This is a genomic window from Mycobacterium sp. RTGN6, from assembly GCF_033804605.1.
GTDB lineage: Bacteria > Actinomycetota > Actinomycetes > Mycobacteriales > Mycobacteriaceae > Mycobacterium.
This window is the reverse complement of record NZ_JAPZKZ010000002.1, coordinates 775,750-798,811: the sequence shown is the minus strand read 5'-3', so window position 1 is coordinate 798,811 and position 23,062 is coordinate 775,750. Positions and strand designations below refer to the sequence as shown.

Here is a 23,062-nt window from a genome sequence, read left to right as displayed (position 1 = left end):
CGTCCCTCGTGACTACGTGGCGGGGCCGACCTCGATCAGCTGACCCGTGACACCGGATGCGGCGGGCGAGGCCAGGAACGCGACGGTCTCGGCGACCATGCCGCGACGGCGTTCGGCTTCCTGCTCGCTCGCGTTCTCGGGCCGCATCTTTCCCGGGGACACGGCGTTGACGGTGATGCCATCGTCCGCGCACGCGACCGCAAGCGCCTTCGTCATTCCGATCAGGCCGTGCTTGGCCGCGGAGACGTGCACCCGGCCCGGGTCCCCGCGCAGCGCATTGCCGCCGATCATCGTGACGATCCGGCCGTCACACGTCTCGCGCAGCCTCGGCAGCGCGGCGAGCGCGCAGTACATGGCGCCATCGAGGGTCACCGAGCGCACCGCCTGCCAGTCGGCGATCGTCAAGTCCGACAGTTGAACCCGGGTGCGTAGTGCGGCGTTGTTGACCAGGACCCGCAGCGGGCCGAGCCCGTCGGCAGCCGTGAACAGCCGGGTGACCTCGTCCGGGTCGGCGACGTCGGCGAGCGCGACGAGCGCCGAGACACCGAGGGTGCGGGCCTCCGCTGCCGTCTGCTCAGCGCCCTCGACATCGGTCCTGGCGTTGACGACGACGTCGTAGCCCGAACGCGCCAGCGCCAACACCAGGGAGCGGCCGAGGTTGCGGGCCCCGCCCGTCACCACGGCGACGCCGCTCACGTCGGCCTTCTCGTCAGTCGCACGATTGCGGCGAAGTCGTCGGCGGCTTCGGCGGCCCAGCACGCCGCGGCCAGCGCGCCCGCCGTCTCAGCTCCGAGTCGCGGCGCGACGTTGTCGATGAACTTCTCGGTCAGCTCGGCGTCGGAGAGCGGGTTGTTCGGAGTGCCCTTGTTGTCGCCGATTCGACACGTCACCGACCCGCCGTCCGCCAACTCCACCGTCACCTCGGCGGCGCGCTTGCCGGTTGCGGCGTCGGAGCACACGTCGACGAGTTCGCGCACGGCGGCGATCTCGGGGTCCACCGCGGCGGAATCGGTGAAGTGCTCGGGCAGGGGGCGACGCGCCAGAAGCGCCACCGCGACCGCATGCGTCAGGCTGAACTTGGCATCGAGCCCGGTACGCGGGTCGACCTTGCCGGTTACGGTCGCGGCCTTCGAATTCACTGTCGCACGAACATGTTTGACATCGGCCGCGGCGAAACCGTGCTGTGCCCGCAGCTGCAACACTGCGTCGATCGCCGGATGCGTGAGCGATCCGTTGGGGTAGGCCTTGTACCCGTTGGCCACCAGGTGCCACTGCACTCCGAGGCCCTCCAGCAGCTTCGCTGGGTCCGGGGCCGTCGACATGACGGCGAGGAAGCCGCGGGGGCCCTCGACGATGTCGGTCGATGAGGTGATGCCCTCCTGCGCCATCACCGCCGACAGCAGACCGTCCATCGCCGCCTTGCCAGCATGCAGCGGCTTGCCGTCGGTGCCGTACACCGACTTCAGTCCCGCCGCCTGGGTGCCCGCGCTGCCCAGCGCCATCGTGAGCACGTCGGGCGCCAGTCGCAGCATCCGCCCCGCCGCGGCGGCGGCGCCGACGTGTCCAACCGTTCCCGTGACGTGCCAACCGATTTCGTAGTGCACATCGCCCGCCGCGCGCGCGAGCCGGCATTCAGTCTCGAAGCCCGCGACGAACGCCGTCAGCGCCTCGGCTCCGGTCACCGGACGATCCTCGGCGAGCGCGAATATCACCGGCCACACCGGGGCGCTGCCGTGGACGGTGGTGTCACCGGGGTTGAACGTGTCGTCGTAGTCCAGCAGGTGCGCGGCGAAGCCGTTGATCAGCGCCGCGTAGGGCATGGTCGCGGTCTCGGTACGCCCGACCACCGTGTACGGGCCGGAACCGGACAGCCGGCCTGAGACCCGCAGCAGGGCGTCCACCGAGTCCTCACCGGAGGCGGCGACGGCCACCCCGACGTGGTCGAGCAACGCGCGCTTGGCTTCGTGGACCACCGGGTTGGGCAGCGCGTCGAACCGTAGCGTCGCCGCATACGTTGCCAGCGCCGACGTGGCGCCGGCCGGACGTATCGACTCGGTCACTGATCCTTCCTCAGACCCAGTTCCCCCAGCAGGCCACCGACGATGTCGGTCTGCTCCTGCAGGTACTTCTTGAACTCGTCGTCCTGGAGGTTCTGCGTGACCAGACCGTCGTTGGTCGCCAGGGTCTTCCAGGCCTCGGTCTCCACCATCTTCGACAGGTCGTCCTGATAGCCCTGCACCGCCTCCTCCGGCATGTCGGGTGCGCCCATGATCGCGCGGAACTGCACGGGAACCTTCGAGGAGTCGATGCCCTGTTCCTGTGTCGTGGGTACGTCGGGGAACGTCTCGAGCCGCTTGTCGCCGACGACGGCGATCACCTTGAGCTGACCTGCCTTCACTTGCTCGGAGACGTCGGAGGCACTGTTCAGCATGATGTCCGCATCATCGCGCAGCAGCGCGGTGATGCGAGAGCCGGTGTCCTCGAACGACAAGAACTTCCACTTGGCGCCCAGGGTGTCCTGCAGCACCAGTCTGGTCAGCGCGTCGTTGGCGGTGCTCGACCCACCGGCCTGTACCAGCGTGTCGGGCGCGGCCTTCGCGGCGTCGACGAAATCGGCGAAGGTGTTGAATTTGGAGTTCGCGTTCGTGACGACTACTTGGGGCTCGGTGGCCACGAGCGAGATCGGGGTCAGCTGGCTGAGATTCACCGACGAGTTGGCTACCGTCATCGGCGTCGCCAGCCATGTCGGAGTGACCTGAGCGATCAACCCCGCGTTGCCCTTTCGATCGACCATGTACGACATGGCGCCGATGGAGTCGCCTGCGGGCACATTGCGTACCGGCCACTGCTTCGGAATGATCTTGCTGTCGTACATCACCTTGATGAGCTGGCGGGTGAAGACGTCAGATCCGCCGCCGACGGCGTTGTGGGTGACCACCTCCACCGAATCCGAGCGGCTTCCACCCGACCCCGAGCCACCACAGCCTGCTACGACGAGCACCGACAGGACCGCCGCGGTCACGGTGAGGAACCTTCTGACACGAATCATGTTGTCCACCTTCGAAATTGTTGTTGAGAGTCGACCTGGGTCAGGCATCGACGTCGATCATCTGTTCGCGAACCTTGCGAGTCCGGCGGCCGAAGGACAGCACCAGCAGCAGCAGCACCGACAGGCCGATGAGTACTGCGGAGATGGGACGCTCCAGGTAGATCACTGGGCTGTTGTCGCTGAGCAGCAGCGACTGGCGGATGGAGTTCTCGGCGATCGGGCCGAGCACGAAGGCGAGCACCAATGGCGCGGGCGGGATGTCGAGCTTGCGCATGACGTAGCCGAGCAGTCCGAAGATCACCAGCAACCAGACGTCGAACACCGAGAAGTTGACGCTGAACACGCCGACCACCGAGATCAGCAGGATGCCCGGGTAGAGCACCTTGTAGGGCGTGTTCAACAGCTTCGCGAACAACGGCACCATCGGCAGGTTCATGATGACCAGGACGATGTTGCCCAGGTACATGCTGGCGATGATCGGCCACACCACGTCGGCGTGCTCGTGGAACAGCAGCGGGCCGGGATTGAGCCCATAGAGCACCAACGCACCCAGAAGTACTGCGCCGGTGCCGGATCCGGGAATGCCCATCGTGAGCAACGGCACCATCGCGCCGCCGGTCTCGGAGTTGTTCGCCGCCTCCGGTGCCGCGACACCCTCGATGGCGCCCTTGCCGAACTTCTCGGGATGCTTCGACGTCTTCTTGGCGATGATGTAGGACACGAACGAGGCGACCGTCGAACCGGCGCCGGGCAGGATGCCAATGATGAAGCCGACGACACCGCCCTGCACCATCGCTGGTGTCGACCTCTTGATGTCCTTGACCGACGGCAGCAGTTCGCGGAACTTCTTGGGAACCGCGAACAATGGCTTCTGCGTCTTCTGCTCGATGTTGACCAGCACCTCGCCGATGGCGAAGATGCCAACCGACAGGGCGATGAACTCGACCCCACCGGCCAACTCGATCTGGCCCTCGGTGAATCGTTGTTCTCCTGAGAAGAGGTCGGTGCCGATCGTCGCGAGGAATAGCCCGATGAACATCGAGATGAAGCCCTTGCTGATCGAGTCGCCCGCCAGCATGATCACCAGCAGCAAGGCGAAGATCATCAAGGCCGAGTACTCGGGCGGACCGAAGTTGACCGCTACGTCCGCCGCCACGGGCGCCAGGAACGTCAAGCCGATTACGCCGATGGTGCCCGCGACGAACGAGGCGATCGCAGCGATGCCCAAGGCTTGTCCGGCCCTGCCCTGCTTGGCCATCTCGTAGCCGTCGATACAGGTGACGACCGACGACGACTCACCGGGGATGTTCATCAGGATCGAGGTGGTCGATCCGCCGTACTTGGCGCCGTAGTAGATGCCGGCCATCATGATCAGGCCCGTCGCCGGGTCGAAGCCCGTGGCCAACGGCAGCAGAATCGAGATGGTCGCAGGAGGTCCGAGACCGGGCAGGATGCCGACCAGGGTGCCCAGCAGGCAGCCCACGACGAGCCACATCAGATTAGTCGGCGTGAGCGCGGCCTCGAGCCCCGACAGTAGACCGTTCACCGCATCCATCGACTACCTCCGATCACTGTTGTCCGTTCAGCCGAGCTCCGCCCGGGAAGAATTCGAAAGTCGATCATTGCCAGAGGGTTCCCATCGGGAGGTCCACGTCGAGCAGAATGTCGAACACCAGGTACATCGCCAGTGGCAACAGCAACAGTGCGATGATCGACGGGACCGCGCGCATCCGCTCGACAACGAGAATGATCGCCAGCACCATCACCTCACCCGCTACCAGGAAGCCCGCGGGCTCCAGCAGCGCCGCGCAAAGCGCCAGCGCCAGCCACACCAGGAGTGCCCGACCGATCTCGGCTCGGCCGAACGAAAGCGTCGGCGCCTCGGCGCTGCGGGCGCGGGGTCCGAACGCGGATACCACGGCCAAGAACAACCCCAGTGCGACCAGGCAAATCGTCAGCAGCACCGGTAGCAATCCCGGCCCGGGCTCCCCGTTCTCACCGCGGAACGACAGTTCCGTCAGGCTTCGGTACAGCAGCCAAGCACCCAGTGCCGCCACCACCGCGCCGAGTACCACGTGCACCCGTCGGGTCAGCCGGATCTCGTCCTCCGTCGGCCCTTCCTCATCGGACCCGAGGTCGGGAGGCGCCTCGGGGGGTACGGGTTCGGGGGGCTCCGGCTCGGGGGGCCCCGGTCGGGCATCGACCTTCCCGCTCGAGTCACTCACCATGGTGCGCCGCCATCAGCGCGAAAAGGCCTCTGCGGCCGGTCAGTCCGTCCGCCGAGGAGGTGAAGCCGTTGGACACGAGCAGCGCGGCCTCAACCGCGTCGGCCGCCGCCTTGGCGACCTGCAGCGTGCCGGCTTCGGTGTCGTCGAGACTCCGCAGCCCCGTCGCCTGGGTCGCACACAGGCCCAGCAGGTGGCGCAACTTGGCGTCGTCGAACTCCAGCAACCGGCCGACCGCCGCGCCCGCGCCGACCGCTCCGGCAACGCTACGTCTGCTCCATCCGTCGGCGGACTGCGCCGAATCCAGCACCGCTGCAACCTGTTCGGCGACCGCGCAGCCAACCGCGTAGGCCAGCGACGTGTCGGCACCCGGGGAGTGCTCGGCTGCGGCGTCGACCGCGGCGCTTACTGCGCCCCAGCCATGCGGTGGCGACTGGTCGTTGACCGTCGGTTCGGCGGTTGCGATGAACGTCACGATGTCGTCGATGTAGGTCATACCCGTTCCCTCTCTTGCGCCGGGAGTGCTGCGGCGAGCACATCGGCGAATCCGGTCGGCGCGTCGATCTCCTCGACCGCGCGAAGAAGTGCTGCACCGGTGTCGATTCCGAGCACCGGTTCGGTCAGCGCGCTCACCTTTGCCGACAGTTCGGCGTCGGTGAGCGGGCGGGCCAGGCTGCCCCGGGCGTGCGGGACGTGCGCGACGACGTCGTCGCGGTCGGCCGAGTGCACCGTCACGGTCGCGGCGTCACGGGCGCAGTCGTCGCTCGGGACCAGCCTGGTGATCGCCCGCAGCCGGGTGGCGTCGGCAGAGGTGGCCCGCGCGTCGCTGAACTGGGCCAGCCCGACCGTGCGGTCGAGCAGTCCTACGGCGACGCCGTGCCGGGCCGAGAACCGCGCCTGCAGTCCGTCGGCGGGTTGCTCGATGCCCATCAACTCGGGCACAAGGGGGTGGCAGCTCACGTCGATTCCGACGATGGCGTCGGCGGTCACCTTCGCGCCCGCTTCGAGCGCCGCGTCGATCGCCGGGTGCGCCACGATCCCGCACGGATACGGTTTGAACGCGTTGCGCTCCAATTCCCAGTCCCCGTCCCACGATCCGAACAGCTTCGCGTCGTCGACGGCATCGGCGAACATCGTCAGGATGCCGAAGTCACCGAGCGCTTCGAAGGCCGCGCCGCCGCGGGCACCGCGCTGGGCGGCAAGGAGTCCATTCGCGGCGGCCTTGCCCGCGTGGAACGGCTTGGTCATCGAGCCGAAGGCTTCCCGATGACCGAGGGTCATCGTCGACGCGGCAGCCAATGCGGCTTCCAGCCGGTCCGCGTCGTACCCGAGAATCACGGCGGCGGCCACTGTCGCGCCGAAGACCCCGCAGGTACCGGTGATGTGCCAGCCGCGGTCGTAGTGGTTCGGCGAGATGGCGTTTCCGATCCGCAGTTGCGCCTCGCACCCGAGCGCGAATGCGCGCAGGAACGCCTCTCCCGATGCGACCGGAGTGTCGTGCAGGGCGACGAGTACGCCGAGTGTCGCGGCCCCGGGGTGAATCACGGTGGCCAGGTGGGTGTCGTCGAAGTCGTCGTAATGACCGGCGGTCCCGGCGATCAGTGCGCCCCAATGCCGGTCGACGGTGTCGCGCCGGCCCAACACCGGTACCGAGCCAGTGATCCGCAGCGTGCGCACGGTCTCGAGTGCGACCTCGACGGCCGGAGAGGTGGCCGCCCCAATGGTGGTGCCGAACACGTTGAACAGTGACCGGCGCGCAGCCTGGTCCACGCCCGCGGGCAGCGGCCGGGACGCAGCATGAGCTAGGTCACGACTGAAGCGAGTTGTGCGCTGAACCACAGAAGACGGCATGTGGTGAACGCTACGAAGCCCGATCAGGCCGAACAACGTCGCGCCGAGACGCGATCATTGCAATTTGTGAAACGATTCTTGCCGGGCGCGCCCCCGGAGGAGCGCGATCTTGCTCAACACCTGCACGTTGGCGAACTGGGCGCTCGACCGGGGATAGACCAGCAGGACCGTCCGATCGGGTATCACCGGGTGGACGATCGGCAACCGCACGACGCGGGGATGCTGGTGGTCGGTCATCCCCTGCGGCACCAGCGAGACGCCGATACCCGCACCGACCATCGACTCGACCACGAACAGGTCGTTGCCCTCTGCGGCGATGCGCGGCACGAATCCCGCTCTGGCACAGGCATTCACCATCGACGTGCGGCTGCTCGCGCCAAGCTCCATGGCCACGAAGGGGCGGTCGCGGACATCGTCGAGCGAGGCGCTGACGACCGCCGCCAGTGGATCGGCTGCGGGCACGGCGAGCAGCAGCGACTCGGTGAACAGCGGCTCGACCACGAAGTCGCGGTCGGACGGGGCGACCGAGGTGAAGGCGACGTCGGCCTCACCGCGCAGCAGCGCTGCGATGACGTCGGTCGCGGACCCCTGCCAACAGCGGAATCGCACCCCCGGGACGACCTCGAGCAGTTCGGCGAGCACGCCGGGCACAAAGCCAAGCCCGAGCGAGAAGGTGTGGGCGATTCGCAGCAGGCTCGTGTGGCCGGCGTCGGCGCGAGTGTTCGAGATCGCGTCTTGTCTGCCGCGCAGCACCGCGTGAGCCTCGCGCTCGAGCACCCGCCCCGCGGGCAGCATGCGGACTCTGCGACCCGACTGCTCGATGAGCGACACCCCGAGCTTGCGCTCCAGCGATCGGACGACGCGCTGCACGGTGGCGACGCTCACCCCCAGTTCGTTCGCCGTTTGACCGAAGTGCTCGGAGCGCGCGAACACGACGAACGTCTCGAGGTCGACGAATGTGACGTCCTTGACGCTGTCGTGCGTCATCGGTTCATCACCGTGGTGGCCGCCTCCAGCCCCCTTCGTCGGTGAGGCGTTCGGCGTGGCATCCGGGCCTGCTCGTTAGACGACGCCGCTGACCCGGCGGCCGTCGGAGACCGACTCCAACACGTCGCGCATGGCCGTTGCGCTTTGGCGCCAGGAGAATTCGAGGCTGCGGGCCTGCGCCTTGACGCCGAGTTGCTCGCGCAGCACCTGGTCGGTCAACAGCCGCTCGAGCCCGTCGACCAGATCGGCGTGGTCGTCGACCAGCAGCCCCGTCACGCCGTCCACGATCGAGTCCGTCAGCCCACCGGAGGATCGGTAGCCGATGGTCGGCACGGCGTGCTGTGCCGCCTCGGTGACCGCCAGCGCCCACCCCTCCTTGTGTGACGGCAGTACGTGCACCCAAGAGCGTTGCAGCACATAATGTTTGGTCTCGTCGTCGACGTGGCCGTGGAACGTCACCGCATCCGAGATGCCCAGCAGCTCGGCATGCTCGACCAGTCGGGCCGCCCACCAACCGCCCCCGATGACGTCGAGGTGAAGTTCGGGCTGGGTCGGCCGGAGCGCGGCAACGGCGTCCAGCGCGTGCTCAATCTGCTTGTGCGGCACCAGACGTGACAGCACGGCGACCCTCGGCGTCGTCGACCGCGGCTCGGTCAGGGTGTGTGCGGGTGCTTCGTCGAGTCCATTGCGGACCACCGCGATGCGATCGGCGTTCACCCCAAGTTCGACGAGGTCGCGCGCTGACGGAAGCGACACCGTGACGTACTGGTTGTTGCGATGCAGCCGTGGCGAGAGCGTCGACTCGACGAACCAGCCCACCCGGCTGAGCAGCCAACCGGCCACCGGCCACATGTCGCGGTGGCAGTGATGCACGAGCACCACCGCGCGGCCGCCGTACACCAGCCGGGATAGGAACGGCAGCCCGTTCTGCGTGTCGACCACGACGTCGGGTCGCACGCGGCGCAGCGGTCCGAGCCCGAGGCGAGCCGCGACCATCGCCAGCCCCGCGAGCACGTAGACCGTGTACCGGCCGCCGGCCCTGCTGATCGTGACGCCGTCGACGACCTCGCTAAGTGCGCTCCCCGGGTACCGCGCGGTGCGCAGCGTCACCGCGACGCCCGATGCGGCGAGTTGGCTGCCGATGCGTTGCAGGTACGTCTCGCTGCCACCGCCCTGCGGATGACCCGTGTCTCGCCAACCCAGCAGCAAGACGGAGCGGATCGGCGTGGTGGACATCCCGTCCAGAGTAGCCACCGTCTTAGGCTCGACCGGTGGACGTCACCGATCTGTTCGCTGCTCGGGCCACGTTGACCCGGTCGGTGCGCCTGCTCAGCGAGTTCCGGTTCGAGCAGTCGGACCCGGCGCGGTTCTACGGCGCGCTGGCCGAGGACACCGTCGCACTGGTCACGTCGTTGTGGACGGCGATGAACGGCACCTCACCCGCGGGACGCACCGTGCTCGACGTAGGCGGTGGCCCGGGCTACTTCGCCGAAGCGTTCGCCGACGCTGGACTCGACTATGTCGGCGTGGAACCCGATCCGGCTGAGATGCACGCCGGGCCAGCCGGCGAACCCGGCGCAGGCACGTTCGTCCGAGCCTCCGGCATGGCGCTGCCGTTCGCCGACGACAGCATCGACATCTGCGTGTCCTCGAACGTGGCCGAGCACGTTCGCGAGCCGTGGTTACTTGGCCGCGAGCAGTTGCGCGTCACCCGGCCCGGTGGCCTGGTGGTGCTGTCCTACACGGTGTGGCTGGGCCCGTTCGGCGGACACGAAATGGGGTGGGCGCACTATCTCGGCGGCGCTCGGGCGGCCGACCGCTACGCCCGCAAACACGGTCGTCGCCCCAAGAATGACTACGGCTCGTCGTTGTTCGCCGTCTCCGCTGCCGACGGGCTCCAGTGGGCGAAGAGCACGGGAGCGCTCGTCGCCGCATTCCCTCGCTACCACCCACGATGGGCCTGGTGGATGACGCGCATCCCGGTGCTCCGGGAATTCACGGTGAGCAATCTGGTGCTGGTGTTGCAACCGCGCTGAGCATGCGAACTGCAACAGGTTCTCGTTTCGCGATTCGATGGGTAATGTGACGCTCATGACACAGAGCACGGCGTTCAAGACCGAGTGGGACAAGTTGTTCATCGGCGGTAAGTGGGTCGAGCCGTCGACCAGCGAGGTCATCGAGGTGCACTCGCCTGCCACCGGCGAGTTGGTGGGCAAGGTGCCGCTGGCCGCCGCGGCCGACGTGGACGCCGCGTGCGCCGCCGCGCGCAAGGCCTTCGACGAGGGCCCGTGGCCGCACCTGTCGCCCGCCGAGCGCGCCGAGATCCTTGGCCGCGCCGTCAAGATCTTGGAAGAGCGCGCCGAGGAGCTGAAGTTCCTGCTGGCCGCCGAGACGGGCCAGCCGCCCACCATCGTCGACATGATGCAGTACGGCGCGGCGATGTCGTCGTTCCAGTACTTCGCGGGCGCGGCGGACAAGTTCACCTGGCGCGACTTCCGCGACGGCGTCTACGGAACGACGATGGTGCTGCGCGAGCCGATCGGCGTCGTCGCCGCCGTCACCGCCTGGAACGTGCCGTTCTTCCTGGCCGCCAACAAGCTCGGACCCGCACTACTGGCCGGCTGCACGATCGTGGTGAAACCGGCCGCCGAGACCCCGCTGTCGCTGTTCGCCATGGCCGACATCTTCGCCGAGGCCGGCCTGCCCGAGGGCGTGCTCTCAGTCGTGCCCGGCGGCCCGGACACCGGGCGCGCGCTGACCGCCAACCCCGAAATCGACAAGTTCACCTTCACCGGCTCCTCGGCAGTGGGCAAGGAGATCGCCAAGATCGCCGCCGAGAAACTCAAGCCGTGTTCGCTGGAACTGGGCGGCAAGTCCGCCGCCATCATCCTCGAAGACGCCGACCTGGACTCCACGCTGCCGATGCTGGTGTTCTCCGGGCTGATGAACACCGGGCAGGCCTGCGTCGCACAGACCCGCATCTTGGCGCCGCGGTCGCGCTACGACGAGATCGTCGAGAAGCTCGCCGCCGCAGCCTCAGCCATGCCCGTCGGGCTGCCCGACGACGCGGGCGCCATGATCGGAGCGTTGATCAGCGAGAAGCAGCGCGAGCGCGTCGAGGCCTACATCAAGAAGGGCGTCGAGGAGGGCGCGCGCATCGTCACCGGTGGCGGCCGCCCCGAGGGCCTCGACTCCGGCTGGTTCGTGCAGCCCACGGTCTTCGCCGACGTCGACAACTCGATGACCATCGCCCAGGAGGAGATCTTCGGACCGGTGCTGGCGGTGATCCCCTACGACACCGAAGAGGACGCGGTGCGCATCGCCAACGACTCCGTCTACGGTCTGGCCGGCTCGGTGTTCACCACCGACAACGACAAGGCCATGAAGATCGCGGCGCAGATCCGCACCGGCACCTACGCGGTCAACATGTACGCCTTCGACCCCGGTGCCCCGTTCGGCGGCTACAAGAACTCCGGCATCGGCCGCGAGAACGGCCCCGAAGGCATCGAGCAATACACGCAGGCGAAGAGCGTGCTGCTGCCGTTCGGCTACAAGCCGGAATAACCTGCACCACCCGCCACCCCTTCGCCGAGACTGCGGTGAGATCGCATTTCAACGCCGAGATGCGATCTCACCGCAGTCTCGACGTTTGTTTAGATAGCGTGCTAGCCCGGCGGCTCAGCCAGTCTGGGCAGCGGCGTGTCCGCTTCCGGCTTGCTGGTGAACAACCTCGCCGACGACGACACCGGCCCCACGACGTACGAGCGCCGGACCGGATGCTTGCCGCCGTCGGCGCGGCAGTCGCCATTCATGAGCACGCTCTTCGACGTGTTCGGCGTCCAGACGAGGTCGACGTCGACGACCACGTGATCGGTGCCAGCACCGGTAACCCTCGGCGCGAGCTCGCACGGGGGCGATGCACCCGGATCGTCCTCCGGCGCCTTCGACGTCACCTCCGGTGCCCAGAGGTACACGGTCGCAACGAGACCGCCGTCCGGCCCAGGGCTGGTCATGTATCCGATCATCTCCAACGAACCCCGGACCACTACCGAAGGTGGCAAGAACGGCGACACCGGCAGCCGGCTCAAGGCGATGGTCGGCGGAGTCGTCGACTCCGGGCGCGAAGACGCTTCGTGGGTAGCGGTTGTCGTGCAAGCCACCCCCGTCAGTGCGAGCGCGCAGGCGATCGTCGCGAGCGTGAACCGCATCAGAAGCCCGACTCGGCGAGCTCCATCGCACCCAGGTCGACGCGCTCGATGATCCGGCGCTCAGCGGACAGCCGCGGTAACACGTTGTGGGCGAAGAAGTTCGCTGCCGCGACTTTGCCGCGGTAGAAGGCCGCGTCGCGCTCGGACGGTCCGGCATCCATCGCGATGAGCGCGAGCTCGGCGTGCCACAGCAGCAGCCAGCCGATGAGCAGGTCGCCTGCCGCCAGCAGGAACGGCACCGAGCTCAGGCCGATGCGGTAGACCTCGGTGGGTTCGGCGCGTGATCGGGTGTAGTAGCCGGCCAGCGCGTCGACCATCGCCTCGACGTCGGCCAGCGCCGCCGCCAGTCGAGCGCGACCCGCGGTGAGTTCCGTTCGCGCATCGGGTGCCTCGAGGAACGCCGTGAGCTGCGCGGTGACGTGGCCGAGCGCTTCGCCCTTGTCGCGCAGGATCTTCCGGAAGATGAGGTCCTGCGCCTGGATCGCGGTGGTGCCCTCGTACAGCGAGTCGATCTTGGCGTCGCGGACGTACTGCTCGAGCGGATGATCCTTGAGATAGCCGGAGTCGCCGAGGACCTGCACCGACTCGGCCAGGAACTGGTAGGACCGTTCGGATCCCATGCCCTTGACGATCGGGAGCAGCAGGTCGTTGACCCGGGCGGCCATACCGGCGTCGGCACCGGACACGATCATCGCCGCGACCGGGTCCTGGTGTGCGGCGGTGTAGAGGTACAGCGCCCGCATGCCCTCCGCGTACGCCTTCTGCGTCATCAGCGACCGGCGCACGTCGGGGTCGACGAGGCCCGCTTCGCGCGCCTTCGCATGCTCCAGCGCATTGAGGTAGCCCGTCGACAGCGTCGCGATCGCCTTGGAGCCCACGGCCATTCGGGCGAACTCCATGACCTTGAACATCTGCACGATGCCGTTGTGCACGTCGCCGACGAGGTACCCGACCGCGGGCTGCCCATGCTGCCCGAACGTCAGCTCACAGGTGGCCGAAGCCGTCAGCCCCATCTTGTGTTCGAGCCCGGTGGCGAAGACGCCGTTGCGCGGGCCGGGGGCGGCGGTCTCGGGATCGGGCAGGAACTTGGGCACCAGGAACAGGCTGAGCCCCTTGGTGCCAGGGACGGCACCGACGGGTCGGGCGAGGACCAGGTGCGCGATGTTCTCGAACAAGTCGTCGCAGTCGCCGGAGGTGATGAACCGCTTCACGCCATCCAGATGCCAGGTGCCGTCGGGTTGCGGAACCGCCTTGGTACGCCCCGCGCCGACGTCCGAGCCCGCGTCGGGCTCGGTGAGCACCATCGTGGCACCCCAGTTGCGCTCGACGGCGAGCGCGGCCCAATGCCGTTGCTGCTCATTGCCTTCGCGGTAGAGCACGTCCATCATGGGTGGGCCGTCCAGGTAGAAGAAGGCCGCGGGCTGGCCGCCAACGAGGAATTCGTTGATCGACCACCGCACCATCGCCGGCGCAGGAGTCCCGCCGATGCCTGCGGACAGCCCGTAGCGCAGCCATCCGCCGCGCTGCCACGCGCGGACCGACTCCTTGAACGGCTCCGGAAGCGTCACCGAATGGGTGTCCGCGTCGAATGTCGGCGGGTTGCGATCACCGTCGAAGAAGCCCTCGGCCAGCGGACCCTCGGCCTCGGCGGCGCCATCCGACAACAGGGTCCGCACCGCGTCCCCATTGAGTCCACCGAACTCCCCCGTAGCAAGCACCTCGTCGAGGTGCAGCACTTCGAAGAGGTTGAACTCGAGATCCCGCAGATTGCTCTTGTAGTGGCCCACGACGCCTAGAACGACTCCTCGGCAAGGTCCATCGCACCGAGGCCGACGGATTCGACGACCTTGCGATCGGAGGACAGCCGCGGGAGCACCGATTCCGCGAAGAACCTTGCCGTGGCGACCTTTCCGGCGTAGTAGGCGCGGTCCTTCTCGGCCGTGTCGGTGTCGAGTGCGGCGAGCGCGAGCTCGGCGTGCTGCAGCAGCATCCACCCGATCAGCACGTCACCGACGGCCAGCAGGAAGCGGACCGACTCGAGCCCAACCCGATACAGTTCGCGCGCATCCTGCTGAGACCCCATCAGATATCCGGTCATGGCGACGAGCATCGCCTGCAGGTCGGCGAGCGCCGTGGCGAGCAGCGCTCGGCAGTCGGCGAGTTCGGGCCGGGCCGACTCGCCGTCCAGGAAGGCCTGGATCTGGCCGGCGACGTGGCCAAGCGCGGCGCCCTGGTCGCGGGCGATCTTGCGAAAGAAGAAGTCCTGCGCCTGAATCGCCGTGGTGCCCTCGTAGAGCGAGTCGATCTTGGCGTCGCGGATGTACTGCTCGATCGGGTAGTCCTGAAGGAAGCCCGAACCGCCGAAGGTCTGCAGCGACTCCGTCAGACACTGATACGCCCGTTCGGATCCGACGCCCTTGACGATCGGCAGCAGCAGGTCGTTGACGCGCTCGGCCATCGACTCGTCGGCGCCCGACACGACGGCCGCGGCGGCGGGGTCCTGGTGGGCGGCCGTGTAGAGGTACAGCGCGCGCAGCCCCTCGGCGTAGGACTTCTGAACCAGCAGGGCCCGCCGGACGTCGGGGTGGTGCAGGATGGTGACCCGCGGTGCGGCCTTGTCGGTCATCTGGGTCATGTCGGCGCCCTGGACCCGGGTCTTGGCGTACTCGAGCGCGTTGAGGTAGCCGGTCGACAGCGTGCTGATCGCCTTGGTGCCCACCATCATTCGGGCGTACTCGATGATCTTGAACATCTGCACGATCCCGCGGTGAACGTCACCGACGAGCCATCCGACGGCCGGCGTGCCGTGCTGGCCGAACGTCAGCTCGCACGTCGCGGACACCTTCAGCCCCATCTTGTGCTCCAGTCCGGTGACGAAGACGCCGTTGCGTGCTCCTGGCGCCCCCGTCTCGGGGTCGAGCAGGAACTTGGGCACTAGGAAGAGGCTGAGTCCCTTGGTGCCAGGGCCTGCCCCTTCGGGCCGCGCCAGCACCATGTGAATGATGTTCTCGAACAGGTCGTCTGAGTCGCCGCTGGTGATGAATCGCTTGACGCCGTCGAGGTGCCAGGTGCCGTCGGCCTGCTGCGTGGCCTGGGTGCGCCCCGCGCCGACGTCCGACCCGGCGTCGGGTTCGGTGAGCACCATCGTCGCGCCCCAATTGCGGTCGATCGCCATTGCGGCCCAACGCTTCTGCTGCTCGTTGCCGATGTGGTACAGGATGTTCGCGAGCACCGGACCGGCGAGGTACATGAACGCCGCTGGTTGGGCACCGAGCGGGAACTCGTTGACGGCCCAGGTCACCATCGCAGGCGCGGGCATGCCGCCGACCTCCTCGGACAGCCCGACGCGGAACCACTCGCCCTGCTGCCAGTCGCGGAACGACTTCTTGAACGGTTCGGGCAACGTGACGGTGTGCGTGTCGGGGTCGAACGTTGGCGGGTGGCGGTCACTTTCGGCGAACGTCTCCGCGAGCGTCACCTCGGCCTGCCGGGACGCCTCGGCGAGCAGCTCGCGGACCGACTCGCCGTCGAGGTCGCCGAACTCCCCAGTGGCCAGGATTTTTTCCAGGTCGAGCACCTCGAAGAGGTTGAATTCGAGATCACGCACGTTGCTCTTGTAGTGACCCATGTGGCGCGCCTTTCACCCATCTGGACTGCGCCCCGAGCCTAGCTCCGACTACCAGTCAGTAACCAGCAAAACGGGCGGGACGACGCTCGATGAAGGACTGCATGCCTTCCGCCGCGTCGGCGGTCCCGAAAAGGCGGGTGACCTCTGGTCGAAGGGCGGCGATCGCAGCCGTGTCACCGTCGGAAGCGGCCAGGTGCGCCGACGCCAGGATCGCCTGAACGCCCAGCGGAGCGGCCCGGTCTGCGATGGTGTGCGCGAGCTCTCTGGCCCTGGCTTGCGCCGTATCGGCGTCGGGCGCGACTTCCTGGACGAGGCCGATCCGCAGCGCTTCCTCCGCGCCGAACTCGTCGCCGGTGAGCAGCCAGCGCATCGCATTGCCCCAGCCGGCCTGGCGCGGCAACCGGATCGTGGCGCCGCCGAACGGGAAGATGCCGCGCAGCACCTCGAGTTGGGCGAATCGCGTGTCGGCGGCGGCGACCCGGATGTCGGCGGCCAGCAGTAGTTCGATTCCGAGGGTGAGACAGCGCCCCTGCGCCGCGGCGACGACTGGCTTGGTCCATGGACCGTCGAGTCGCCATGGGTCGCGGCCGTCCTCGGGGAACGGGTCACGGCCCTCGGCGATGTAGGGGCCGACGTCGACGAGGTCGAGGCCCGCCGTGAAGTGCTTGCCGTGGGCGACGAGCACGCCGGCCCGCAGCGTGTCGTCGCGCTCGAGCAAGGCATAGGCGCGCGCGAGGTCCTGCAGCATCGCGATGGTGAAGGCGTTGCGCTTCGCTGGCCGGTTGAGGCCCATGACGAGCACGAATCCGTCGCGTTCGAGCGTGACGGTGTCCAGCGTGGGATCGGGGGTGGTGGCCATGAAGGCAGTGAACGCCCGCACACACAATTATGCAACATACCATAATTTTCGCTCGCGCGGTCCGGTGCACGGTCAGCCGGTGCCATGGGCGTTCACCAGCTAGTTACCGATCAATTTGGTGTGACCGGGAATACATAGCTTGATTAAGTGTGTTGCGAGTTCTATGGTCGATTACATAGGTAGGAGGCGCCATGTGGATCGTTGAGGTCAACATCCTCGGTCGCAGATTCACGCACCGAGTGCACGATCGCCGCGAGGCCCTGAAGGACCGCTCGCGCGCGGTGCAAGCGCGGCTCTCGCAGCTGCGCCGCCCGCGAGCCGCCGCCTGATGCCGGAATCGGCCATCAAGCCCGCCAACAAGCGCGGCTCCACCCGGCACAAGATGCTGCTCAGCGCCGCCGAGGTGCTGCGCGAGCGCGGTGCCGCCGGCGTCACGATCGACGAGATACTCACCCGCAGCGGCGCTCCGCGCGGTTCGGTGTACTACCACTTTCCCGAAGGACGGAATCAACTCCTCACCGAGGCCCTGCAGTTCGCGGGCGACTCGATCACCACACTGATCGACGACGCGGTGGAATATGGCGCGCTCTCGCTCGTGGTCGAGTTCGTCGAGTTCTGGGAACGCACCCTGGCCGACAGCGGATTCACCGCTGGTTGCCCGGTGGTCGCCGCCGCGATCGGCTCGTCCGACGACGATCCCGAACTGACCGCCGTCGCAGGCCAGCTCCTCGACCGGTGGCGGGCCGCGCTGAGCCGGGCGTTCGTCGCCGACGGGTTCGACGAGGCCGAAGCCGGGTCGCTTGCGGTGATGTGCATCGCCTCACTCGAGGGAGCGGTCGTGCTATGCCGTTCCACACGTACCGTCGGACCGCTGCGCGACGTCGCCGGTCAACTCGAATTCCTCATCAAGTCAAGGGAGTTCGTGCGCCGCAACGGCCTGCCTTCCGTCAGCCGCTAGCGACTGAAACCTCAAAAGGGGACAAGCACGAACCCGTCGGCGCCGTCGACTGGTCCGGTGACGGTGTAGTCGAATTCGGCCTGCAGAGTCGCGTTGCGCCAAAGTGCGGCACGCGAGGCGTAGTTGAAGACCAGTTCCTTTCCTGGACCGCCGAATTCCAGGATCCGCGCTATCGCAATGTCATCGGGATGGTTGTGCCGGGAGCCGTTCGTCGAGATGAGATAGCGCCGACAATCGATGAGCTCCAAGAGCTCTCGCGAGATGTTGTGATCGCTGCCGTGGTGAGGGACCTTCAGGGCCTCGATGCGCACTCGACCGCCCTCTTGCACTGCAATCGGTTGAAGCGAAGCGATGAGGCATGGAACGTCACCGTCACCGGTGAAGAGAATCCGGGTTCCGTCGTACTCGAAGAGAAAGCTGATGCTGGTCTTGTTCGTCGGGGAAGTGTCCGGCTCGAACGGCGTCGCCGCTAGTTCTCGCACCGCCGCAACGTCCAGTGCGCCGAAGCGCTCGAAGCCGTCCGGCGGTTCGTCCACGGGGTCAACGCCTGGGATCAGGCCCTCCTTGGCGCATTCGGTTTGCCACTTGGGGATCAGGTTCTCCAGCAGCGCTCGGTCCGGTGCCACGATGTCGAACGTGGCTTCGGGGTCGAACGGCTGCTGGGCGCGGCCCACCTCGATCGCACGACCATCGAAGGCCTTGTTCCAGGGCAACTTCCGTTCGACGAGGAGCGTGGTGAGAAGCTCGCCGTCAGCAGGGCCAAATTGCTCGAGTTGGTTGTCGTTGAGATGGTCGAAACCGTTGAACCAGACATCGGAGAACTCGACGGGCGACTCCGGGTCGTCGAACAGCGCGAGGACGCCGAGTATGTGGTCCTGGTCGACGTGGGTGATCACCAGGACGTCGATCGCCTCGCCGCCAATGTCCTTGAGCGACTGTTTGATCAGTGGATAGGTCGCTTTGCGTCCGCCATCGATCATCACCCGGCGCGTCCGGGCTTGGTCGCCGTACGACAGCAGCAAGCAGTCGCCCTCTATACCGGGCAGCATCTGTAGTTCGATCATTTCGTCGGTCCTGTCCTTATGATGACGAATGGTTCACGCATGTCGACGCGCCACGAGAGTCGACGCACCTGCTTCAGTGCGGCGCGGCACTCGTCGTCTGGGAATTCCGACAATCCGTCGATGAGCCAGCTGAGCCCCAACGTGAAGATCGGCACCCCACGCCGAAATGCACGTATCAGCGCATCGCGGGCCGCGTTCAGGTCCTCGGCGCTCTGCGCCATTCGGAGCTTTCTGATGGCCCGCAGGATGGCCCCATCACTCATCGACGGGAACCGCGAGTCGAGATTGTCGATCCACTCGTCCCAATACGTGCGTTGTTGGGCCGTGTCGGTGCCGACGAGCACGTAGCCACCAGCAGCGGCTCCGAGCGGATTCAGCATCTTGTCGAACAGCATCCCTTCGACGTCGCCGAACACAGTCGCGGCGCGCGCCAAAGCGCCGTTGGCCAAGTACCCGAGGCCAGCGCCGAGGGTCGGGTCGGGCACGGCTACCGCGACGGGGTTCCCGAACGGACTCTGCCGGCCGTTCACCAGCACCTCGACCGTGACTTCCGTAGCGCTGCGTACGTCCATCCACGGCACGGGCACGGTGACGACGAATCGTCCGACGATCGACGTGACGAGTAGGAATCGTCGTCCGCCGGTGGCGTAGGCAGACAATCCCGGAAAGGTGTTGCTGTTGAACCGAAACAGCACCAAACCGTCGTCCCCCGCCACCGGCTCGATGTCTTCGTGCTTGTCCACCCAACTCGCCGACGTGAAGGAATCGAATACCCGTTCGGCTTGACCTTCGGCAACCTCGAGCAGCTCCGCGAACCCGATCCCCTGATCGGCGTCGCCGGTACACCACACACCTGGCAAGGCGAGTGCGCCGGCGACCTGGTCTGCGACCAGCCCAGGAAGAGTCGTCTGTGCACCCCGTGACCGCGGCACCGGAACCGCGGTCTCCGCGGTGTAGATATCCGCGCTTTCCACATTGCCAACGATGTACTGCCATGAGAGGTCTGCACTTGGCGAATCGGTGGCGTCGAATTCGACGGGGACCGTTTGACCCTCTGCGACGACCACCTCATGCGAAAGGAGGCGCCCGGACGGCAGTGCCGCCTCTACGACGTAGCGACCAGGATCGACGACGAATGTCGCCGGAGTGACGTGTTCGCCGATGGGCAGGACTACGTCGCGGCGAGATCGTGCTACTCCCTCGACGGAGTAGATGTTGCCAGCGAGCTGCGCGCCGCCGACGGTGCCGTCTTCGACCGCCTGGGCGTTGACCCTCACCTCGAGCGTGCTCATTGCGGTGCCACCAGCGTGAGCCGACGGCTAATAGGCCGCACCGTCTGGCTCTTGGTTCGGATGTCGGTGGGGGTCACGATCGCCTCGAATTCGTAATCGCCAAAGGGAAGTTCGAGCACCCACTGACCGTCGTTCCCGTCGGGTTCGCGTACTTCCTTCTCGACGCCGCCGGTGCGGCAGATGAACTTTGCTTGCGCGTTCTCATCGGGCGTCTCGCACCCTACGTAGACCGGTACCGACGGCAGGCCACGCAGTCGGTGCAATTCGTAGGACGTGAGGTTGTTGGCCACTGGCACCTGCGCGAGGGTCAACCGACCCGCGAAACTCGGCTCCTTCAGAAAGTCGTTGAGCGCGTCTTGCAGGCGCCCGGTGAGCACGCTCCACTCACCGTCTTGATGCTCATCGCTGCCGGCACCGCGCAGGCTCTTCAGTAGTGCCGCGGTGAAGAGGCTCGCCGCATTGGGGCGCCCGTGCGAACGCGCCCCGGTCAACGTCGCGTAGTACGTCACCGGGGCTTGCGGGCCGAACTCAGGTGGCCGGGTTCCTGGAAGCAGCGGCACCACTCCCGCGAAGCCTTCCGCACGCTCGATCATCATGTCGCTGCTGGCTCGGCAGGCGTCGACGAAGAACACCTGCTCGCTGGCTGCGCATTTCTTGAGCCCGCCGACCAGCTGCCGGAAGTCCAATGCACCGTTGAGGGGGTTGTCGTCGTCGGCACCGAAATCGGACAACAGCAGGGCCATGTCTTCGCCTTGCGAAACACCGTGGCCGCAAAAGAAGAAGATCAGGCGATTCGCGGGGTCCGCTGCAGCGCGCCGTTTCCACTCCCGAACGGCCTCGACCACGTTGGTCGAATTCGCGAGTGGGACATCCTGTGCCTGTCCGGGCTCACTGAGCAGGAAGGCGAGACTCGCCAATGGCCTTCCAGTGCATTGGTACTCCGCACGCAACCAGTCGGCGAATTCGCGCGCAGAAACCGGTGGTGACGTCAGCTGCTGCATTCCGTCGGCGTGGGGGCTGGTCGGTTCACTGCCGCCGATCAGGTGCGGGTAGTCGCCGACGCCGATGACGAGCGCATGGGTGCCGGGGCTCACCGGCCCCGCATCGAACACGAGCTCCTGGTTATCGGGCATTTCGTGACCCCCCACAGTCCCATTCCGGAGAATACGCGCATCGTCCGTGACAGAACCTGTTCACGTCGAAATGAACCATGGGATCCCACGAATTCGTGTCGATGTTGATTGACGGCCACTTCCAGGTCAGCCAACGCTCAACTCTCGATCACGGGACCGCCGGTACTTGGATCCGTCGGAAGGGCCGACTGCCGCAGCTCGACGAGCGAATCGTAGGAGTCCCTCAAGGCCAACGTATCTCGCACGGTACGTGCGATGGATCCCTCACTATTGTCGTTCTCGAACGTGAAGTAGTACGTGTGGGCGAGCGCCGGAGTCAAGCGCCTGTCCAAGTTGCCGTCGATCCGGATGTCACGGATACCCGGTCCGAACAGCGGACGGAGTGGGCCGCCGAACCAGTCACCGCGCACGCTGCCGCGGACTACCGGAAACCAGACGTTGGTCCATCTCACCGGTCCGAACACTGATTGCGAGCCGAGGACTTGCAGACCAGGCGCTCGACTCCGGCCGTAGTGGACGTGGGCCGGCTCGCGAACATCTTCAACCGTTCGGGTCTCGCCGCGTGGCGGGCACCGCACCAGATCTCCCCGACGGGTCATGTCGCCGAACATCGAGCAACTGGCCTTGCGCCCGTCGGGTTTGCCGAAACCATCGCGCCATTTGGCCGTGGTCATCAGCAGATCTGCGAATGTCATTGGCGTGCCGACGGTGAGGAAGTCAGTGACGCGCCACGGATTGCCTTGGCGCCGAAGTCCTTTCCACAGTTCGAACTGCAAGCGCTGGTACTCGACAACGTCCGGACGAGTCCCCGTGTCGTCGGCGTCGGCCGCAAACGGCAAGGACGCCGTGGTGCTGGCGTCACCCGCGCTTTCCCGAGCACGAAGCGGAGCCAGCAGTACGTCGCAATGTTGTTCGAGGTCCTCGAGGCCGGCCAGGGCTGGGTCGCCCGGCCTCGGGGGATCGGGTACCGCGCCAGCGTTTAGTCCGTGCATCTGCGCCCACAGCGAGGTCAGTGCGTCGTAGGCGATGTAGCCCCCCAGGCTGTGCGCTACCACGACGATGCGGTCATAGCCCTCGTCGTGTATCCGCTGCAAAAGATCGACCAGGCCGCCGCGGATTGCTCGGCGCGCGGAGTAGGACCGCGGCGACTTGTCCAGATAGCGGGTGACGTCGACGAAGGAAGAGGCGACTTTGTTACCGACCCAGCCAACGCCGAGCGTCGCAGCACCGACAACGACACCGCTCGTTAGTACCGCACCGATCACCTTGGTCACGTTGTCGGGAACCAGGAGCAGTACCAGGGCAAGCAGTATCAGCACCAACAGGACCACTCCGGCCAAGATCCACCACAGCAGTCGCCACGCGCCGTAGAGGCCATCGGGAACCCCGGCCCGCCGGCGCAGTAGCAGTCGCGCCGTCGTGGGCACTAGGTCCCCAAACCGGTTACCGGTCATCAAGTACGACCAGTGGTATTCGAATATCTCGGTGTGCTCTTGCGGTGGGGGGGTTCCGTTTAGTTGCGGCGCGATGCACCGGCGGGCCTCGTAGGACTGAGTGATCTCTGCCGGACGCGAGTAGTAACGCCACGGTCGGTCACCCGGCACGGGCGACAGCGCGGTCTTGACGAAGCCGAAGAGAGTTTGTCCGGGCTCCTGTGAGCCCATGCCATGCACGACTACGACGGCTTGGCGGACCGGCTTCTCGTCATCGTTCCCACCCGTCGGACGGTTTGCCACGCTCTCCCCCTAGATCGGCGATCCAACCCCCAGCCCGATCATGTCAGTGCAGGCGTCGGCCGTGCAGCCGAA

At 66.7% G+C, this 23,062-nt stretch carries 21 protein-coding genes; 4 read left to right on the top strand and 17 right to left on the bottom strand.

The features are described 5' to 3' along the window. Positions 1–12: 12 nt before the first annotated feature. The 9 genes from SLQ33_RS07890 to SLQ33_RS07850 form a co-directional block, all read right to left on the bottom strand. The gene (locus SLQ33_RS07890; protein ID WP_319453231.1) at positions 13–696 is read right to left on the bottom strand and encodes an SDR family NAD(P)-dependent oxidoreductase; all 684 of its coding nucleotides are present in this window, start codon (positions 694–696) and stop codon (positions 13–15) included. Beyond that, complete coding sequence (locus SLQ33_RS07885) at positions 693–2,060, bottom strand: MmgE/PrpD family protein (RefSeq protein ID WP_319453230.1); 1,368 nt, start codon at positions 2,058–2,060, stop codon at positions 693–695. Before SLQ33_RS07885 ends, SLQ33_RS07890 begins: the two co-directional genes overlap by 4 nt. Next, positions 2,057–3,049 carry a tripartite tricarboxylate transporter substrate binding protein gene (locus SLQ33_RS07880; RefSeq protein WP_319453229.1) on the bottom strand — a complete coding sequence of 331 codons (993 nt, stop codon included), beginning with the start codon at positions 3,047–3,049 and terminating at the stop codon, positions 2,057–2,059. The genes SLQ33_RS07885 and SLQ33_RS07880 overlap by 4 nt, the downstream gene beginning before the upstream one ends. Before the next feature lie 40 nt (positions 3,050–3,089). Next, positions 3,090–4,604, bottom strand: a complete 1,515-nt coding sequence (locus SLQ33_RS07875; protein WP_319453228.1) for a tripartite tricarboxylate transporter permease — start codon at positions 4,602–4,604, stop codon at positions 3,090–3,092. 64 nt (positions 4,605–4,668) lie between these two features. After that, the gene (locus tag SLQ33_RS07870; protein WP_319453227.1) at positions 4,669–5,277 is read right to left on the bottom strand and encodes a tripartite tricarboxylate transporter TctB family protein; all 609 of its coding nucleotides are present in this window, start codon (positions 5,275–5,277) and stop codon (positions 4,669–4,671) included. Further along, positions 5,267–5,770 carry an MmgE/PrpD family protein gene (locus SLQ33_RS07865; RefSeq protein WP_319453226.1) on the bottom strand — a complete coding sequence of 168 codons (504 nt, stop codon included), beginning with the start codon at positions 5,768–5,770 and terminating at the stop codon, positions 5,267–5,269. The genes SLQ33_RS07870 and SLQ33_RS07865 overlap by 11 nt, the downstream gene beginning before the upstream one ends. Further along, on the bottom strand, positions 5,767–7,125 hold the full coding sequence (locus SLQ33_RS07860) for an MmgE/PrpD family protein (protein ID WP_319453225.1): 1,359 nt from the start codon (positions 7,123–7,125) through the stop codon (positions 5,767–5,769). Before SLQ33_RS07860 ends, SLQ33_RS07865 begins: the two co-directional genes overlap by 4 nt. 54 nt (positions 7,126–7,179) lie before the next feature. Then, positions 7,180–8,112, bottom strand: coding sequence for a LysR substrate-binding domain-containing protein (locus SLQ33_RS07855; protein ID WP_319453224.1), 933 nt, complete (start codon positions 8,110–8,112; stop codon positions 7,180–7,182). A gap of 75 nt (positions 8,113–8,187) precedes the next feature. Further along, complete coding sequence (locus SLQ33_RS07850) at positions 8,188–9,348, bottom strand: glycosyltransferase family 4 protein (protein WP_319453223.1); 1,161 nt, start codon at positions 9,346–9,348, stop codon at positions 8,188–8,190. A gap of 35 nt (positions 9,349–9,383) precedes the next feature. On the opposite strand from SLQ33_RS07850, the gene SLQ33_RS07845 reads away from it, so the two are divergent. Beyond that, positions 9,384–10,148: a class I SAM-dependent methyltransferase gene (locus tag SLQ33_RS07845; protein WP_319453222.1), complete on the top strand. Its 765-nt coding sequence runs from the start codon at positions 9,384–9,386 to the stop codon at positions 10,146–10,148. A gap of 55 nt (positions 10,149–10,203) precedes the next feature. Continuing rightward, positions 10,204–11,676: an aldehyde dehydrogenase gene (locus SLQ33_RS07840; protein ID WP_319453221.1), complete on the top strand. Its 1,473-nt coding sequence runs from the start codon at positions 10,204–10,206 to the stop codon at positions 11,674–11,676. A 101-nt stretch (positions 11,677–11,777) separates the two neighbouring features. On the opposite strand, the gene SLQ33_RS07835 is transcribed toward SLQ33_RS07840, so the two are convergent. Genes SLQ33_RS07835 through SLQ33_RS07820 form a run of 4 tightly spaced genes read right to left on the bottom strand, consistent with a single transcriptional unit; the run spans position 11,778 to position 16,807 of the window. Continuing rightward, entirely contained in the window at positions 11,778–12,320 is a 543-nt protein-coding gene (locus SLQ33_RS07835) for a hypothetical protein (RefSeq protein ID WP_319453220.1), read from the bottom strand. After that, positions 12,320–14,107 carry an acyl-CoA dehydrogenase gene (locus tag SLQ33_RS07830; protein ID WP_319453219.1) on the bottom strand — a complete coding sequence of 596 codons (1,788 nt, stop codon included), beginning with the start codon at positions 14,105–14,107 and terminating at the stop codon, positions 12,320–12,322. Before SLQ33_RS07830 ends, SLQ33_RS07835 begins: the two co-directional genes overlap by 1 nt. 5 nt (positions 14,108–14,112) lie before the next feature. After that, a complete protein-coding gene (locus tag SLQ33_RS07825) occupies positions 14,113–15,948 on the bottom strand; it encodes an acyl-CoA dehydrogenase (protein WP_319453218.1) in 1,836 nt (611 codons plus the stop codon). 55 nt (positions 15,949–16,003) lie between these two features. Beyond that, positions 16,004–16,807: a crotonase/enoyl-CoA hydratase family protein gene (locus SLQ33_RS07820; RefSeq protein ID WP_319453217.1), complete on the bottom strand. Its 804-nt coding sequence runs from the start codon at positions 16,805–16,807 to the stop codon at positions 16,004–16,006. Between the two features lie 191 nt (positions 16,808–16,998). Between SLQ33_RS07820 and SLQ33_RS07815 the strand changes: the two genes are divergently transcribed. Then, entirely contained in the window at positions 16,999–17,136 is a 138-nt protein-coding gene (locus SLQ33_RS07815) for a hypothetical protein (RefSeq protein WP_319453216.1), read from the top strand. Continuing rightward, a complete protein-coding gene (locus SLQ33_RS07810; RefSeq protein WP_319453215.1) occupies positions 17,136–17,765 on the top strand; it encodes a TetR/AcrR family transcriptional regulator in 630 nt (209 codons plus the stop codon). The genes SLQ33_RS07815 and SLQ33_RS07810 overlap by 1 nt, the downstream gene beginning before the upstream one ends. Positions 17,766–17,776: 11 nt before the next feature. Here SLQ33_RS07810 and SLQ33_RS07805 read toward each other — a convergent pair whose 3' ends face one another. From SLQ33_RS07805 to SLQ33_RS07790, 4 genes are all read right to left on the bottom strand, one after another. Further along, positions 17,777–18,829 carry a ComEC/Rec2 family competence protein gene (locus tag SLQ33_RS07805; protein ID WP_319453214.1) on the bottom strand — a complete coding sequence of 351 codons (1,053 nt, stop codon included), beginning with the start codon at positions 18,827–18,829 and terminating at the stop codon, positions 17,777–17,779. Then, positions 18,826–20,121 (bottom strand): hypothetical protein, encoded by a 1,296-nt coding sequence (locus SLQ33_RS07800; RefSeq protein WP_319453213.1) that lies wholly within the window; start codon positions 20,119–20,121, stop codon positions 18,826–18,828. Before SLQ33_RS07800 ends, SLQ33_RS07805 begins: the two co-directional genes overlap by 4 nt. After that, a complete protein-coding gene (locus SLQ33_RS07795) occupies positions 20,118–21,254 on the bottom strand; it encodes a caspase family protein (RefSeq protein ID WP_319453212.1) in 1,137 nt (378 codons plus the stop codon). Before SLQ33_RS07795 ends, SLQ33_RS07800 begins: the two co-directional genes overlap by 4 nt. A gap of 137 nt (positions 21,255–21,391) precedes the next feature. Then, entirely contained in the window at positions 21,392–22,990 is a 1,599-nt protein-coding gene (locus SLQ33_RS07790) for a hypothetical protein (protein ID WP_319453211.1), read from the bottom strand. Positions 22,991–23,062 lie beyond the last annotated feature (72 nt).